This is a genomic window from Flintibacter sp. (assembly GCF_046973065.1).
Genome location: NZ_JBKVXZ010000073.1, coordinates 1 through 15,239, shown reverse-complemented (window position 1 = coordinate 15,239; position 15,239 = coordinate 1). Strand labels below are relative to the sequence as shown.

The following is a 15,239-nucleotide window of genomic DNA, read 5'->3' as shown; positions in this document are numbered from 1 at the left end:
CATCGACGCCAACGGCATCGTGAACGTGTCCGCCAAGGACCTGGGCACCGGCAAGGAGCAGCACATCACCATCACCTCCTCCACTAACATGTCCAAGGACGACATCGACAAGGCCGTGCGTGAGGCTGAGCAGTTTGCCGCTGAGGACAAGAAGCAGCGCGAGGCTGCCGATACCCGCAACCAGGCCGACCAGATGGTCTTCCAGACCGAGAAGGCCCTGGAGGAGATGGGCGGCAAGATGGACGCCGGCGACCGCTCCAACATCGAGAGCGCTCTGGGCAAGCTGAAGGAGACCCTGAAGGGCTCTGACACCGAGGCTATCAAGAACGCCACCGAGGAGCTGCAGAAGGCTTTCTACGCCGTCAGCGAGAAGCTCTACCAGCAGCAGGGCGGCCAGGCTGGTCCCGGCCCTGACATGGGCGGCGCCAACTTCGTCGGCGGCCAGGCCGGCGGCAGCAACGGCGGCGATGACGTAGTGGATGCGGACTACACTGTCGTGGACGACGACAAGAAGTAAGAAATAAGCGCGAAGGATAGGCACACAGGGGAGCTTGGAGCGCAGCGACGGATGCAAACCAAGCCGGATGGAATACGGCTGTTTGCGTCCGGAGACGGAGTGAAAGCGACCCGGTTGTGTGCCCAATCCGCAGCGTGAGAATGAAGGGAAAGGCGGGGGATGCCCCCGCCATTTCCCATGTTCATAACTCCACTTGTAAAGTTGGTGAACCATATGCCAGAACAGAAACGAGATTATTACGAGGTGCTGGGCGTAAGCAAAGGCGCCTCCGACGATGAGATTAAAAAGGCCTACCGGAAGTTGGCCAAAAAATATCACCCCGACATGAACCCCGGCGACAAGGAGGCAGAGGCCAAGTTCAAGGAAGTGAACGAGGCTTACAGCGTCCTGTCCGACGAGCAGAAGCGTGCCCGGTATGACCAGTTTGGCCATGCGGGAGTAGACCCCAACTATGGCGCAGGTGGTCCCGGCGGCGGCTTCGGCGGCTTTGACATGGGAGATATTGACCTGGGTGATATCTTCGGCTCCTTCTTTGGCGGCGGTGGGTTCGGCGGCTTTGGCGGCGGCGGAGCCCGGCGCAACGGTCCCCAGAAGGGGGAGAGCCTGCGGGCCAATCTGACCATTACCTTTGAAGAGGCCGCCTTCGGCTGCGAGAAGGAGATCAACCTCAACCGCACCGAGGAGTGCGACGAATGCCACGGCTCCGGCTGCCAGCCGGGCACCACGGCCGAGACCTGCCCCGACTGCCGGGGCACCGGCGTGGTCCGGGTGCAGCAGCGCACCGGCGGCTTCGCCTTCTCCAGCACCGCGGCCTGTACCCGCTGCCGGGGCACCGGCAAAATTATTCACAGTCCCTGTAAGAGCTGTGGAGGCAGCGGCAGCGTAAAGAAGAGCAAGCGCATCACCGTTACCATCCCCGCCGGCATCGATGACGGCCAGGCCGTCTCCCTGCGGGGCCAGGGCAACGCCGGCAAAAATGGCGGTCCCGCCGGCGACCTCATTGTGGGCGTGCGGGTCAAGCCCCATCCCCAGTTCCGCCGCGACGGCACCACCGTGCTCTATGAGCAGCCGGTGACCTTCTTCCAGGCGGCCATGGGCGCCGAACTGGAGATCCCCACCATCGACGGCAAGGTGAAGTACACCCTGCCTGCTGGAACCCAGACCGGCACCACCTTCCGTTTGCGGGGCAAGGGTATCCCCGAGCTGCGGGGCCGGGGCCGGGGCGACCAGTATGTCACCATCCGGGTCCAGGTGCCCACCTCCATGAACGCCGAGCAGAAGGAGGCCCTGCGGGCCTTTGCTCAGGCCATGGGGGAGAATGTGCCGGAAGAGAGCGGCCTGAAGGGCTTTTTTGATAAGCACAAGAAGAAAAAATAAGGTTTGGCCATCGGCCGGACATTTGAAAGCGCCTTTCTCCAGACGGGTGTGGACCGCGGGGAGGGCGCTTTTTTGTAATTATGAACATTTTTTTAACACAATGCAAACAATGAGGGGAAATTCTTGACGGGACAGGCGTTCGTTTCGTACAATGCTCTCTAGCCAAGATGACGTATTCCATGCTCAGACCAAAACCAGAGAAGCCGGAGGTCTGGCTTTTCTTTGTGTACTGCTGTTGTGGGTGCAGATCCATTTACATAAAAAGGAGCCAACGTATGAAGAATCTGCCCTTGATCTTATGTGCCGGGGCGCTGCTGCTGACCTTGGGGGGCTGTCACGCGCAGTCCGGTGTGCAGAGCGTCCAGAGCGCCGACGGGAACCAATCCAGCAGCCTGGACAGCTCGGTAAATCCGTACCAGAGCCAGGGTGCCCAGGCGGATATCTCAGAGATCCAGCCTGAAGAGAAGTCCAGCCAGGGAGAAGGAGCACAGATGGTGACGCTCTATATTGGTATGGACGACCAATTTCAGCAGTACCAGGAGCCCTACGAGGGTACGCTGAATGAACAGGGCATGGTCCCGGCGGAGGGCGTAGTGGCCGAGATGGCCCAGCTCACCGGCTGGAACCTGGACCTGGCAGGGGAGATCACCACCGGGAAAGGTGGGATCACCGTCAGCTTTGGGGAGACCTGTGCCCTCTTCTCCGGACCGCCTCAGGAGCAGAAGGAGGAGTTCCACGTCTATGACAGCTACCAGCTGGACCAGACCATTCTGGACAGCGTGAAAAAGACCCTGCAGAACTGGGCGGTGGTTCCGGGCCAGGGCGATCCGGACAGCGTGGACGTCTACTACTGCGGGCCGGACGGCAAGGATCTGGTGCTCATCAACTCCGGATGGACCATCTCCTCCACCCAGCCCTATGAGCAGTTTCCACAGGGGAATTAAATCATGTGCAAAAAAACGCGGCGTGCCTTTGTAACAGGCACGCCGCGTGTGATATTTATAGGAACTTACAGGGAGAAGGTCAACCCGCAGGTAAGGGGGATGAGAGCATCCCCCAGTTCCTCCCGGAGCAGAGCCAGGGCGGTCTCACCGGTACAGTGGCCGGTGTATACCCGCCGTACCCCCTGTTCTTTCAGTGCCCGGGCAACTTGGCCGGGGTACTCGGGGGGACAGTTGAGGCCGGAGAGGGTGCTGGTGCTGAACATGTGCAGGCCGCCCACCACCGTGGTGACCTGCCGGTTCAGGGCCTCCTGTACCCCCTGGACGATGTTGACGATGCCCCCGTGAGAGCAGGAGTTAAAGACCACCAGGCCGTCCTCCCCCTCCAGCACCAGGGAGTGCTCATGGATGAAGTCGTCCTGGACAAACTGGTCGGGACCCAGCTTGCGCAGCAGATTGGTCTCCTGGCTGGCGAAGGGACCGCCGTGGACGGTCTCAGGTACCAGCCACATGCCGGGAACAGGCTGGCGCACCCCCTCCCCACAGTCAAAGCGGTCCGGGTGGCCCTCCCAGATATCCCGGTGGATACCGATAAAGCGGGGAGAGCCGGTGGAGGTGGAGAAATAGGGACCGCCGGCCTGAGGCCGGGCGTACACCTTGCAGGTGGGGTTTTCCTCCAAAAAGTAGCGCAGACCGTCTGCGTGGTCGAAGTGGCCGTGGGAGAGGACAGCCAGGTCCACCTGCTTGAGGTCTACCCCCAGAGCCTTAGCATTTTGGGCAAAGGCCTGGGAACAGCCGGCGTCCAGCAGGATGTTATGCTCCCGGTACTGGATGTACAGGGACAGGCCGTGCTCTGGGGTGAGCCCGCTGTCTTGCGGGGCAGTGTTTTCTACCAAGACGGTTACCTTCATGGGGATGCGCTCCTTTCATTCAATGGTCTGGGGACGGGTGAGATCGTGGATCCATTTGCCGGTGCGCAGACGAACCACGCCGGCGATACATTTGACCAGCTGCTCGGTACTCATGGCCAGGTAGACCCACAGGATATTGAGCTGGAGCACCAGCCCGGCCAGCGCGGCCAGGGGGATGGCGCACAGCCACAGGGGACACAGGTCGATCATGGTGGCCACCTTCACATCGCCGCCGCCCCGAAGGACGCCTACGATGTTGCAGTTGTTAAAGTCCCGCATGGGCATGATGCAGGCTTGGACCGTCATCATAATGGTGGCGGCGGAGCAGGCCGCGGGGGAGAGGTGGAACAGGGGGAAGAACCAGGCCGGGGCGGACAGATGTGTGAAGGCCAGCAGACCGGCTCCCAGAATGGTGCCTCCCGCTGCCGCCAGGGTGTTAAGGGCCAGTCCCACCTGATAGACGGTGTCCGATCGGCCCGCGCCGATCTCCCGGCCGATGATGATGGAGGCGGTGCCCGAGATGCCGAAGGCCACCACCATACACAGCTTTTCTACGTTGCCGGCTATGGTGTAAGCGGCCAGAATTTCCGTGCTGCCTGCCATGTGGCCCATGATAGTGGGGAAGATGGCGGTGCCCAGACCCCACATGGTCTCGTTGCATACCACGGGGGAGCCGTAGCGGAAAAACTGCTTGACGGTCCTCAGGCCCGGGCGCAGCAACAGCCCCAGGTCCAGGCGGAACACCCGGGAGCGCCGGGCGTGTACCACCACAATGACGATCTCCACCACCCGGGCGATGAGGGTGGCGATGGCCGCGCCGGTGACGCCCAGGGCGGGAGCGCCCAGCTTGCCGAAGATGAGCACCCAGTTTAAAAAGGTGTTGGTGCCCATGGAGGCAGCCAGAATGTACATACCGATGCCGGGGCGCTCCATGCTGCGCCAGGCGGCTACATAGACCAGGGTGACGCCGTTGAGCACATAGGACAGGCCGATGATCCGGCCGTAGTCTGCTGCCAGCAGGATGACCTCCCGCTGGTTGCCGAACAGGCTCAAAAAGGGCACGGGGATGAGCAGCAGCACCAGGGCAAAGGTGATAGACACCAGATTGACCGCCCACAGGGCCACGCCAACCACCCGGTTGATGGACTGCCGGTCCTGGCGGCCCCAGTACTGGCTAATGAGCACCGCCGAGCCGCTCTGTACGCCAAAGAAGAACAGCTGCATGACAAACAGGGGGATATTGGCCAGGGTGACGGCCGCCATAGGTACCTCGCCCAGCATGCCCACCATGAAGGTGTCGGCCATGGCCAGGGTGCTGGTAATGAGGTTTTGCAGAATAATGGGCACTGCCAGACCGCCCACCCGGCGGTAGAAGCCGGGGCCGCGGCGCAGGTAGGAAAACATGGGGGTGGAACCTCCTTGAATGTGGTGATTAGGACAAGCTGGTAAATAGCTGCTCCTGGGCGGCCTTCAGACCTTCCAGCAGGGCGTCAATGTCCTGGGGTGTGGTGTCGTAGGAGAAGCTGATGCGCAGCACGCCGTCCAGCTCCTTTTTGGGCAGCTTCAGGGCGGCATACACGTGGCTGGGCTTTCCCTTGTGGCAGGCGGAGCCGGAGGAGACGCAGATCCCCCGGTCGCTGAGAAAACGCACGATGACCTCGCTCTTATAGCCGGGGAGGGTGATGGGCAGAATGTGGGGGGCCTGTCCCTGGAGGACCACCTTAGCGCCGGGGACCTCCTGAGGCAGGCGGCGGGCCAGGTCGGCTTTCAGGGCGGCCATGTGTTCCAGGTCAGCGGACAGAGTTGCCTTGCCCGCCTGAGCGGCGGCGGCAAAGGCGGTAATCTGGGCGGTGGCCTCGGTGCCCGAGCGCAGCCCCTCCTCCTGTCCGCCGCCACGGATGAGGGGCGGGAAGCGCAGTCCCTTGCGGATGTACAGGGCGCCCACGCCCTTGGGAGCGTGGATCTTGTGGCCGCTGATGGTGAGCAGGTCCACCCCCAAAGCCTTGGGGGTGAAGGGCACCTTCAAAAATCCCTGGACCGCGTCACAGTGCAGCAGGGCCGGACAGCCTGCGGCACGGATGGCCCTGGCGGTCTCGGCCACCGGCTGGAGGGTGCCCAGCTCGTTATTGACCAGCATCATGGATACCAGCACTGTGTCTGGGCGCAGGGCGGCCTTCACGTCCTCCATGGACACCTGGCCGTCGGCGTTGGGGGCGAGGTAGGTGACCTCATAGCGCTCCCGCTCCAGCGCCCGGCAGGGCTCCAGCACGGCGGAGTGCTCGATGGCGGTGGTGATGATATGCTTGCCTTTGCGGCGGCCAAGCTCCACCGCGCCGCGGATGGCCCAGTTATCTCCCTCGCTGCCGCAGGAGGTAAAATAGAGCTCCTCCGGGGCGCAGCCCAGAGCTTTCGCTACCTGGGCGCGGTGCTCCTTCACCCCGGCGGCAGCCTGGCTGCCCAGGGCGTAGCGGGAGGAGGGGTTGCCCCACCCCTCGGTCATGGCCTGCACCGCGGCCTGTACCGCCTCCGGACGTACCGGCGTGGTGGCCGCGTTATCTAAATAGTGCATGAAATTCACCTCGTAAGATATGGAAAAAGTAAGAATATTCTATGGCCTGGAGCGGGGAAAGTCAAGGCATTCCCGCCCCGCTCCCCTTGCAAAGAAAAGCCGGATTGTATTATAATAAAAATCGGATTTGGAAACGAAAACGGGTCGGGATCTGGGAACTCCCGGGTCGGGAGGAGGAGCCCCCTTGTCACGTGGAAAAAACGCAGCCCGGTGGGCCGTTTTGGCCGTTTTTCTGGCCGCCTGCCTGTATATCGCCTGGAAGGTCCCCTATACCCACGACGACTGGGACTGGGGCCTGCCCGTGGGGGTGGAGCGGCTGGTGACCGCGGGGCTCAACAGCCGCTATGGGGGCACCGCTCTGGTGCTGGCCATGACCCGCTCGCAGCTCATGAAAACGCTGGTGATGGGCGCAGGTATGTTCCTGATCCCGTGGCTGGCGGCCCGCCTGACCACAGAAGATGCGGGGGAGCGAGCCGTATGGACCGCGGCCGGGGGTGCGGCCCTGTTTTCCATGCCCATGGTATCCTGGCAGCAGACCTTTGGCTGGGTGTCCGCCTTTGCCAACTTTGTGGCGGGTGCGGCGGTGATGCTGGGGGTGCTGCTGCTGTGGCAGAAGACCTTTTCCAAAAAATCCGAGCATCCGCTCCCGCTGGCCGGGGCGCTGTTTGTTTTGTGCCTGGCCGGTCAGCTCTTTGCGGAAAACCAGACCCTGGCTCTGACCGGAGCGGGAGTGGTCACCGGAGCTTACGCCCTGGTCTCACGGAGAGGGCGGCTGCCTGCCCTGGCGGGGTTGGCAGGCTGTGTGCTGGGCGCGCTGCTCATGTTCGGCAATCCCCTGTATGGCCAGCTGGCCGCCAGCGGTACCGCGGTAGAGGGGGTACGCAGTCTGGTGTTTGAACCGGGGCAAGGGCTGGGTTCTATGGCCGCCACCGTGGCGGAGCGGCTGTTCACCGTGGTGCTGCCGGGGCTGTTTGAGTATTACCCCGGCGTGTGCCTGCTGGTGTCGGCGGGCTGCCTGTGGCGGCTTCACCAGCGGGGCGTCCGTTGGTATTGGCAGGTCCTGCTGGGCCTGTGGTCCGCTCTGTACTGTGCCCAGTGCTGGGTTGTGATGGAGCACATACGCCAGCTGGACAGCTGGCAGTGCCCCTGGCAGCCTGTGCGAGTGGCAGGCGCGGTGATCCAGCTCATTCTCCTTCTGGCCGTTGTGGTCTGGGAGGGGGGAGAGAAGGGAAATGCCCGATTGCTGCTGCTCTTGGCGGCAGTTGGAATGCTGGCCCCCTTTGCAGTGGTGAAGGACTACGGCGCCCGGTGCGTCTTTCCCTCGGCGGCGGCGCTGCTGGTGCTGGGGCTGTCTCTGGCCAAGGGCATGGAGACCAAGCGCTGGGTTCAGGGCCTTGTCCTTGTCACGCTGGCACTCAGTGTGGGCTTCCACGTCCGGGCTTACCGTCTGATCGGCCAGGCAGAATGGATCCGCCAGAACCAGATGGCCCAGGCGGTGGCCAACGGCGACTCCAGTGTGATGCTGCCCACCGAGGGGTGGGATTTGAGCTACTCCTGGGGCCGCAACCCTCAGTCCCAAGTACGGGCAGACTATTTCCGGGCCTTCTACCACCTGCCGGAGGATATGGAGCTTATTTTCCTGCCTCCCGGCTCGGCGGAGCAGTGGCCTCAGATCTCGGAACAGATGCTCCAGGCCGCCCAGCGTTTTTCCTGAGCGGGCGGGAGTTTAAAATGATAAGCAGCCTATGAAAGAAGGGATTCTCTGTGACAATCAAGTCCGGTTTGTGTTATGTTGTGGGGGCTATGCCCCTATCCTGGTCCCTGTGCCCCCGAAAGGGTGCCGGTGACTTCCTGATCGCCGCCGACAAGGGCTATGAGGCCCTGGAGGCCTACGGTGCACCCCCCGATCTGGTGGTGGGTGACTTTGACTCTCTGGGCCGCCGGCCCAACCACCCCAATGTGATCCAGCTGCCGGTGATGAAGGACGACACCGACATGGTGTACGCCCTGCGGGAGGGCCTGGAGCGGGGCTACCGCCGGTTCGTGCTGCTGGGCGGCGTGGGTGGACGGCTGGAGCACACCTTGGCCAACCTCCAGTCGCTGGCCTGGCTCACCACCCAGGGAGCTCGCGGCGTGCTGGCAGGCGAGGGCACTGTGGCAACCGCCCTGCACAACGAGTCTATGACCTTCCCCCAGGGGCTGCAGGGCTTCCTGTCCGTGTTCTGCTCCAGCGGCGTGGCCAAGGGGGTTCGGTTGGAGAATTTGAAGTATGAGCTCAATGACCACACCATGTCCGCCGACTTCCCTCTGGGGGTAAGCAACGAGTTTGTGGACGCCCCCGCCAAGATCACGGTGGGCGACGGTACCCTGCTGGCCCTGTGGCGGGAGCAGGGGGACTTCTACCGCCTGCTGCCCAAGCTGTGGGACCGGGAGGAGGCGGAGTATGCCGGAAAGTGAGAAGGATCTGCGACTGGCGGTGCTCATCGATGCGGACAACGCATCCCGCACTGCCATGAAGGACGTGATGGCTGAGGTGGCGGTGTACGGCACCCCCACCATCAAGCGCATCTACGGCGATTGGACCAGCCCCAATATGAACAGTTGGAAGTCCATTCTGCTGGAGACCGCCATCACCCCCATCCAGCAGTACAGCTACACCACCGGCAAAAATTCCACCGACTCCGCCATGATCATCGACGCCATGGACATCCTCTATTCCGGCACCTGCGACGGCTTTGTGCTGGTGAGCAGCGACAGCGACTTCACCCGTCTGGCCACCCGGCTGCGGGAGGCGGGGATGAAGGTGTACGGCATGGGGGAGAAAAAAACGCCGAAACCTTTTATCGTGGCCTGCGACAAGTTTGTGTATATCGAGGTCATCCGTGCCGCTGCCAAGCAGGCCGCTGAGGCCGCCAAAAAGAAGGAGGAGGCCCAGGCCAAGAAGACGGCCAAGAAGGAGAACAAGAAGTGCCAGACCTCCAGCAGTCCTGCCCCGGAGGAGATCGTGGAGCTCATCGCCGAGTCGGTGGAGGACCTGTGCGAGGAGGACGGGCTGGCCCATATGGGCAAGCTGGGCAACCTCCTGCTGAAAAAGCAGCCCGACTTTGATCCCCGCAACTACGGCTTCTCCAAGCTGTCCAAACTGATCCGCGCCCTGGACCGCTTCCAGATCGTTCCCCAGGGGGAAGAGAATGTGGAATATTACGTGCGGGATATCTGTGCGGATAAATAACAAATTGGATTGAAAAACAGCGCGTTCCGCTCCGGAACGCGCTGTTTTTTATGCGTAATGGTAGCGCTTGCGCTGGGAGATCAGGAAAGCCAGAGAGACCAGAACAGCCAGTCCCTCGGCGGCAACCACCGCCCACCAGATGCCGTCCAGGCCCCAGAGCAGAGGCAGCAGCAGGACCATCCCGCCCCGCAGCAGCAGAGTGCGGGCAAAGGAGATGAGGGCGGAAATAAGGCCGTTACATAGTGCGGTGAAGAAGGCAGAGGCATAGATGTTCACGCCGCAGAACAGGTAGTTCAGGGCAAACAGACGAAAGCCGTGTACCGTCAGCTCCAGCAGCTCCGGGTCGTAGCCCACAAAGGCGGAGGAGAGGGGATGGCTGAGCAGCTCCGAGGCGGTGACCATCACCACAGCGGTCACCCCGATGATGACGGCGCTTTTCCGAAAGACGCTTTTTAGCTCGCTGCGGTTGTCTGCCCCGTAATGGAAGCTGACAATGGGGGCGCTGCCCACGGAGAAGCCCAGGAAGGCGGCGATAAAGACAAAGTCCACGTACATCATCACGGAATAGGCGGCCACGCCCGTCTCTCCAATCAGGCGCATCAGCTGGAGATTGTAGAGAATGCTGACGATGGAGGAGGAGATGTTGCTCATCAGCTCCGAGGAGCCGTTGGCACAGGCCTGGAGCAGCTGCCTGCCGTACAGCTTGGTCTTACCTAAGCGCAGGCCGGAGCGCTCCCCGGTGAGAAAGTAGATCAGAGGAATCACGCCGCCCACACAGTAGCCCGCCACCGTGGCCAGGGCGGCCCCTGCGATGCCCAGATCCATCAGGGCGATGAACACATAGTCCAGTCCCATGTTGGTCACGCCCGCAGCTACCGAGAAAAACAGCCCCAGCTGAGGCCGCTCGGCCACCACAAAGAAGCTCTGAAAGAGGACCTGGAGCATAAAGACCACGCTGCCTGCCAGCATGATCCGGCCGTAGGCCACGCAGTCGTCAATGAGCAGGTCGCTGGCGCCGGCCAGCCGGGCGATGGGCTCGGTCAAAACCACGCTGACCACGGACAGGATACCGCCCACCACCAGCACCGTGTAGATGAGCATGGAGAAGTACTCCTGGGCCAGCTCCTTGCGGCCCTCGCCCAACGTGCGGGCTACAATGGCGCTGCCGCCGGTTCCCAGCATAAAGCCAAAGGCGCCAATGATCATGGTGACTGGAAAGATGATATTGACGGCGGACAGGGCCAGGTCGCCCACCAGATTGGACACAAACAGGCCGTCCACCACGCTGTAGATGGAGGCCACCACCATCATGACTACCGAGGGTAGTGTGAAGCGCAATAATCGGTTGTAGGTGAAGTGGTCGGATAATTTGATTTTCATAAAAACTCCTTAGGGTGTCTTGGGCGGATCGAGAATCAGGGTGGATTCCTGCCGCAGGGCGTCCAGCAGAGCCTCATCCAGATCCAGCAGAGCCTGACGCTGATGAGGGGAGAGGCGCAGAAAAGCCCGCTCCTCCATGGCAAACACCGGGTCGGTCACTTGGCAGAGAAGCTGCTCTCCCTGAGATGTGACCCGCACCAGCTTGTTTTTCCGGTTGTTGGGGACGTTCTCCAGTTGGAGAAAACCGCCCTGCTCCAGCTGCTTGAGGGCGGAGTGAATGGTCTGCTTGCTGAGAAACAGCTCTCCGCACAGCTGACTTTGACTGACACAGCCACCCTGCTCCCGCAGGGTGTAGAGGATCCAAAAGGCGGTGTCGGACAGTCCAAAGTGCCGGGCCAGACGGTGGTAGATTTCATTGTTGGCCTTGTATAGACTGTTGTAGCGGCGGATAAACTCGGAGAAGGTGAGTTCAGACATGGCAGCCTCCAAATAGTCCGAAATCGGACTTAATATTGCCATACCAGTATAGTCTGATTTCGGACGGTTGTCAAGGGGCAGCTCCACCTTGCTTTTTATAAGAAAACATGGTATACTAATTTACCATTCATCTATGGTTTTCCGGAAAGGAGGTGCCCTATGGCAGAGTCGGTCAAGGTGGTGGCCAAGAACAGCAAGGCCTACCACGACTACTTCATTGAAGAGAAATATGAGGCCGGCATCGAGCTTGCGGGCACCGAGGTCAAGTCCATCCGCCAGGGCCATGTGAACCTGAAGGACTCCTTCTGCCACATCAAGGACGGGCAGATGTCGGTCATCGGGATGCACATCAGCCCCTATGAGAAGGGGAATATCTTCAACAAGGATCCTCTTCGCCAGCGCCGGCTGCTGATGCACAAGCGAGAGATCATGCGCCTGTTTGCCCATATCAAGCAGGACGGCTACTCCCTCATCCCCCTGAGCGTCTACTTCAAAGGCCCCCGGGTCAAGCTGGAAATTGGCCTGGCCAAGGGTAAGAAGCTCTATGACAAGCGGGAATCCGCCGCCCGGCGGGACGCCAAGCGGGAGATGGACCGCACCATGAAATCCCGGAATACCCGGTATTAAAGAGTTTGCGGAGGCGTCTCTCCGCTGAAAAGGAGTGTTTCCAATGGCACAGAATCCTATCGTTACCATCGAGATGGAGGACGGCGGCATCATGAAGGCCGAGCTGTACCCCGAGGTGGCTCCCAACACCGTCAACAACTTCATCAGCCTCATTCAGAAGGGCTACTATGACGGCCTGATCTTCCACCGGGTCATCCCCGGCTTTATGATCCAGGGCGGCTGCCCTGACGGCACCGGCATGGGCGGCCCCGGCTACTCCATCAAGGGCGAGTTCACCCAGAACCGCTTCCCCAACGAGCTGCGCCACGACCGGGGCGTGCTGTCCATGGCCCGGACCATGGCTCCCGACTCCGCGGGCAGCCAGTTCTTCATCATGGTGGAGCAGGCTCCCCACCTGGATGGCCAGTATGCCTCCTTTGGCAAGGTTATCGAGGGTATGGAGGTGGCCGACGCCATCGTGTCCACCAAGCGGGACTGGAACGACAAGCCCCGTCAGCCTCAGCGCATGAAGAAGGTCACCGTGGAGACCTTCGGCGTGGACTATCCCGAGCCTGAAAAAGTCTAATTTAAAACGGAATCTTCTCCTCCCCCTCGGGGGAGGAGAAGTTCCCACCTCATTCTCCCGTTACAGCAGCAAAGCTGCAAAGTGAAGTCCGCCGGGAGACGCTGCAATTTCCCAGTCCGCCAAAACCAAATCGAAGCCCAGCGCCAGCGGGTTCGATTTGGAGAGGAGAGGCAAGGGAGCGGCGTGAGGAATAGCCGCCTTTGGCGGGTGTTCCGAATAGAGCGGACTTTGTCTCGACGAGGGGGCGTACCGGTTTCGACGGGGACGCGGAAGTGGGAATAGCGGGCGGTGGCGCCTGGCCACCTTAAAACGGGCATTCTTTATAAATTAAAGAACAACGATAATTACGCTTACGCTGCCTAATTAAAGGCGGCCGTCTGACCCGGAAGGACCACGAGCCGGAATCAGGCGTCGTTTAGTGGTGCACGTGCGCCGGCAAAGCTTTGCGCCGGCCATGCATGATGAAGCTTACCTGACCCTCAGGCGTGACGGCTTGCCTGGGGAGAGGGGAACAGGAGGAGCAAGACCTCCGCAATAACCGTCTGCGCCCGGAGAAGTTCCCATGGAAGAGTTTTCGGACGGGGGTTCGACTCCCCCCGCCTCCACCAGATGGACATTACACGAACACCTACTTTTTCAAAGGCGGCTTTGCCGTAAGGGTGTGGCTGTGATGTCAAAACAGAAAGAAGAGAGTGGCACTTGCCACTCTCTTCTTTACTATTTTTAGTGGATTATGTATTATTTAGTCAAGATAAATTGTGCATAACATATTGAAACTCGGAGGATAAGAAAAACTTATGAAAGTTTCAATTAAAACTATAAAAATCACATCTGTAATTTCTGCGATCTCTCTCGTTATTGCCTTGCTTATGGGGGCGGAATATTTTAAGGATACCTCGCAGATATATTTATTTGGAATTTCTTGGGTTACGCTGCAAAATACAGCGTTTGGAATTTTCGGAAGTGCTGCACTTGCAGCAGTATCAGCAGGAATTATTTATGGTGTGGATAAAGAAGCGTATCTGAATAAATCTGAGCAGTATTTGATTCATGTGTATACAAAATCCAAAACCGCCTTTGTACAGCTTAGTGAGGCCAATAAAATTTTAGAGAATGGAATCCTTTCAAAAAACGAAAAAGCTACTTTCACAGGTGTTTCAACTATAGTTTCGTTTATTGAGACTCAACAGCAAGCAATACAGCCGGCATCAATGCAGTTTTTATTCAAGCATAGCCAGGTGGCTTCGTATAATGCGCTATTATGCAAATGCCATGAAGTAGCACAAGGATTGATTCAGCTAAGTAATAAATTGCAGGTAAAATATGGACATTGGGAAATAAATGACGCTGTAAAAAATGCAGCACAGTCTTCGACTGGACTAGACAGCCCGCTTTTAGATGAGGCAAGAAGTTGCTCAGAAGAGGATTTACGCTTGACACTCAACCAAATAAGTTGGCAACTCAATAATGTGATCCAATACACTACTTTGGCAATTCATCAACTTTTTTATCTTCAGAAGAAAGAAGATAAGCTTCAATCGACTTTTCAACTGATGGATGATCAGGCGCAATATTACCAAAAGACACTTGAGGTCCAAGCGCCTACGGTTGACGAGAAAACAATAGCAGAGCATCAAATTAAGGTTGTTCAACAAATTGCTACTATAGAAGGCATATTAAGTGACCCCCACAGCCCTGCAATCACTATGATGAGCCAAAACCCCTACGCCTATGTGAATGTTTTGACAGATGCACTGAAGAATATGCGTGCTTGCCGGTATGAGGCATCAGTATTATATGCCTCTGATAAAAAGTTGATTTTCGACATCAATACGATTGTAGATAATCTTGGTATGCTGGTTGAGCAGATCCATACGACTATTACTTTGGTTACATCTCTTCGGCCAGAGTGGATTGATTACCTGCAAAGAAATGGAATAGATGTAAATTCTGCTTACCCGTTTGATCCGAAGCTAATCGAGCTATTAGAAGTGTTTCTGAAAGAAAAGACGCCGTATGGAAAGACACAATTATTGGCAGATGAAATTCTTAAAATAATTCGTTCTGATGAATTTAAGGAGCGATTGAATTTCAGCAATAATAAGAGTGATTCGGCCACCAAATAATCTTAACAAGTGCGGCGCAGCTAAATGGATAAGATTTTTTCTTGTTTCCAGAAACAGGAAAAATGCCCTTTGAGCAAAACATTCTTCCCCCGTACGGTGACAAAAAAGGATGCCCCAAACTAGGGCATCCTTTTGCATATCGTCGTTGAACTTCACATCACTCCTCGCTTTGATTAGGATACTTCTTTTTCCATTCCTCCAACTCCTTTTGTCCCTGTTCGCTGGCGTAGAATTTCTGAATTTCGGGCACGAGAAATCGGGCGAAGGAATCAATAATGGACTGTGGCAGTTCGATCTCGTATGGATTCTGACGTTTTTCCTGGCTGGCCATAGTGTATTTCCCCAACAGCAAAACCTTTTCGGCTCAATTCAGCCCATCTCACACTCCTTTCCGGCGATGCACAGCTGCCAAAGATCGTTCCCATACACAGAGGGGAAATAGATAATTTCAAAACCTGAGAATATTCTCATAGAGCTCCTTTCCCATCCCTTCCCTTCCGGGGTTTTCACCGGAAAA

At 58.5% G+C, this 15,239-nt stretch carries 15 protein-coding genes and 1 other RNA gene; 10 read left to right on the top strand and 6 right to left on the bottom strand.

Translation table 11 applies throughout. The features are described 5' to 3' along the window. From ACLTXB_RS17335 to ACLTXB_RS17325, 3 genes are all read left to right on the top strand, one after another. Nucleotides 1-517, top strand: a 517-nt coding sequence (locus ACLTXB_RS17335) for an Hsp70 family protein (RefSeq protein ID WP_428227813.1), incomplete at its 5' end; no start/stop codon positions are given. A gap of 213 nt (nt 518-730) precedes the next feature. Then, nucleotides 731-1,894: a molecular chaperone DnaJ gene (dnaJ, locus tag ACLTXB_RS17330; protein ID WP_008981304.1), complete on the top strand. Its 1,164-nt coding sequence runs from the start codon at nt 731-733 to the stop codon at nt 1,892-1,894. 275 nt (nt 1,895-2,169) lie between these two features. After that, entirely contained in the window at nt 2,170-2,838 is a 669-nt protein-coding gene (locus ACLTXB_RS17325) for a hypothetical protein (RefSeq protein ID WP_428227812.1), read from the top strand. A 65-nt stretch (nt 2,839-2,903) separates the two neighbouring features. Here ACLTXB_RS17325 and ACLTXB_RS17320 read toward each other — a convergent pair whose 3' ends face one another. From ACLTXB_RS17320 to ACLTXB_RS17310, 3 genes are read right to left on the bottom strand one after another with little or no spacing between them, the layout of a single operon-like run. Beyond that, a complete protein-coding gene (locus tag ACLTXB_RS17320; RefSeq protein ID WP_428227811.1) occupies nt 2,904-3,746 on the bottom strand; it encodes an MBL fold metallo-hydrolase in 843 nt (280 codons plus the stop codon). A gap of 15 nt (nt 3,747-3,761) precedes the next feature. Then, nucleotides 3,762-5,150 (bottom strand): MATE family efflux transporter, encoded by a 1,389-nt coding sequence (locus ACLTXB_RS17315; protein WP_428227810.1) that lies wholly within the window; start codon nt 5,148-5,150, stop codon nt 3,762-3,764. A gap of 28 nt (nt 5,151-5,178) precedes the next feature. Then, the gene (locus ACLTXB_RS17310; RefSeq protein ID WP_428227809.1) at nt 5,179-6,315 is read right to left on the bottom strand and encodes a cysteine desulfurase family protein; all 1,137 of its coding nucleotides are present in this window, start codon (nt 6,313-6,315) and stop codon (nt 5,179-5,181) included. A 184-nt stretch (nt 6,316-6,499) separates the two neighbouring features. Between ACLTXB_RS17310 and ACLTXB_RS17305 the strand changes: the two genes are divergently transcribed. Genes ACLTXB_RS17305 through ACLTXB_RS17295 form a run of 3 tightly spaced genes read left to right on the top strand, consistent with a single transcriptional unit; the run spans nt 6,500 to nt 9,547 of the window. After that, nucleotides 6,500-8,029, top strand: coding sequence for a hypothetical protein (locus ACLTXB_RS17305; protein WP_428227808.1), 1,530 nt, complete (start codon nt 6,500-6,502; stop codon nt 8,027-8,029). Nucleotides 8,030-8,079: 50 nt separating this feature from the next. Beyond that, nucleotides 8,080-8,772 carry a thiamine diphosphokinase gene (locus ACLTXB_RS17300; protein WP_235397074.1) on the top strand — a complete coding sequence of 231 codons (693 nt, stop codon included), beginning with the start codon at nt 8,080-8,082 and terminating at the stop codon, nt 8,770-8,772. After that, nucleotides 8,759-9,547, top strand: a complete 789-nt coding sequence (locus tag ACLTXB_RS17295; protein WP_020989819.1) for an NYN domain-containing protein — start codon at nt 8,759-8,761, stop codon at nt 9,545-9,547. The genes ACLTXB_RS17300 and ACLTXB_RS17295 overlap by 14 nt, the downstream gene beginning before the upstream one ends. A 48-nt stretch (nt 9,548-9,595) precedes the next feature. Here ACLTXB_RS17295 and ACLTXB_RS17290 read toward each other — a convergent pair whose 3' ends face one another. Together ACLTXB_RS17290 and ACLTXB_RS17285 are read right to left on the bottom strand one after the other, a co-directional pair. Further along, nucleotides 9,596-10,927: an MATE family efflux transporter gene (locus ACLTXB_RS17290; protein ID WP_151076389.1), complete on the bottom strand. Its 1,332-nt coding sequence runs from the start codon at nt 10,925-10,927 to the stop codon at nt 9,596-9,598. Between the two features lie 9 nt (nt 10,928-10,936). Continuing rightward, entirely contained in the window at nt 10,937-11,404 is a 468-nt protein-coding gene (locus tag ACLTXB_RS17285) for a MarR family winged helix-turn-helix transcriptional regulator (RefSeq protein WP_302668662.1), read from the bottom strand. 159 nt (nt 11,405-11,563) lie between these two features. Between ACLTXB_RS17285 and smpB the strand changes: the two genes are divergently transcribed. The 4 genes from smpB to ACLTXB_RS17265 all read left to right on the top strand — a co-directional run bounded on the left by smpB (nt 11,564) and on the right by ACLTXB_RS17265 (nt 14,722). Further along, the gene (smpB, locus tag ACLTXB_RS17280; protein ID WP_008981314.1) at nt 11,564-12,031 is read left to right on the top strand and encodes an SsrA-binding protein SmpB; all 468 of its coding nucleotides are present in this window, start codon (nt 11,564-11,566) and stop codon (nt 12,029-12,031) included. 43 nt (nt 12,032-12,074) lie between these two features. After that, complete coding sequence (locus tag ACLTXB_RS17275; protein WP_110441942.1) at nt 12,075-12,596, top strand: peptidylprolyl isomerase; 522 nt, start codon at nt 12,075-12,077, stop codon at nt 12,594-12,596. Between the two features lie 240 nt (nt 12,597-12,836). After that, nucleotides 12,837-13,204, top strand: a transfer-messenger RNA (tmRNA) gene (gene ssrA, locus ACLTXB_RS17270). 189 nt (nt 13,205-13,393) lie between these two features. After that, a complete protein-coding gene (locus ACLTXB_RS17265) occupies nt 13,394-14,722 on the top strand; it encodes a hypothetical protein (protein ID WP_428227807.1) in 1,329 nt (442 codons plus the stop codon). 157 nt (nt 14,723-14,879) lie between these two features. On the opposite strand, the gene ACLTXB_RS17260 is transcribed toward ACLTXB_RS17265, so the two are convergent. After that, complete coding sequence (locus ACLTXB_RS17260; RefSeq protein ID WP_428227806.1) at nt 14,880-15,053, bottom strand: hypothetical protein; 174 nt, start codon at nt 15,051-15,053, stop codon at nt 14,880-14,882. Nucleotides 15,054-15,239 lie beyond the last annotated feature (186 nt).